The organism is Streptomyces sp. URMC 123 (assembly GCF_051386515.1).
GTDB lineage: Bacteria > Actinomycetota > Actinomycetes > Streptomycetales > Streptomycetaceae > Streptomyces.
Genome location: NZ_JBPQTV010000754.1, coordinates 1 through 289, shown reverse-complemented (window position 1 = coordinate 289; position 289 = coordinate 1). Strand labels below are relative to the sequence as shown.

Here is a 289-nt window from a genome sequence, read left to right as displayed (position 1 = left end):
AGGCGGGGGCGGCCGGTAGGTGGCCGGCGGGGTCGCCGGCGCGGAGCAGTTGCCCAGGACGTTGGCCTGGAAGACCACCCGGCCGCTGACCGTCGCGGTCAGATCGCCCCGGACGCAGCGGCCGTCGCGCTCCTCCGTGACCCGGCCCTTGATGGCGATCGGCTCGCCGGAACGGGTCTCGCCCTCGCAGTCGACGGTCGCCACGCTGCGGCCGGTGCGGTTGCCGGTGTCGTTGTTGCCCGGGGCCGGTGGGGGTGGTGGTTTCGGTGGCGGCGCGGAGGGCCGCGGG

1 pseudogene is annotated in these 289 nt (G+C 76.8%); it reads right to left on the bottom strand.

Going from position 1 to position 289, the window contains the following annotated elements:
* Positions 1-204: pseudogene (locus ACSNOD_RS31885) on the bottom strand (hypothetical protein); the annotation flags it as partial.
* Positions 205-289: the final 85 nt, after the last annotated feature.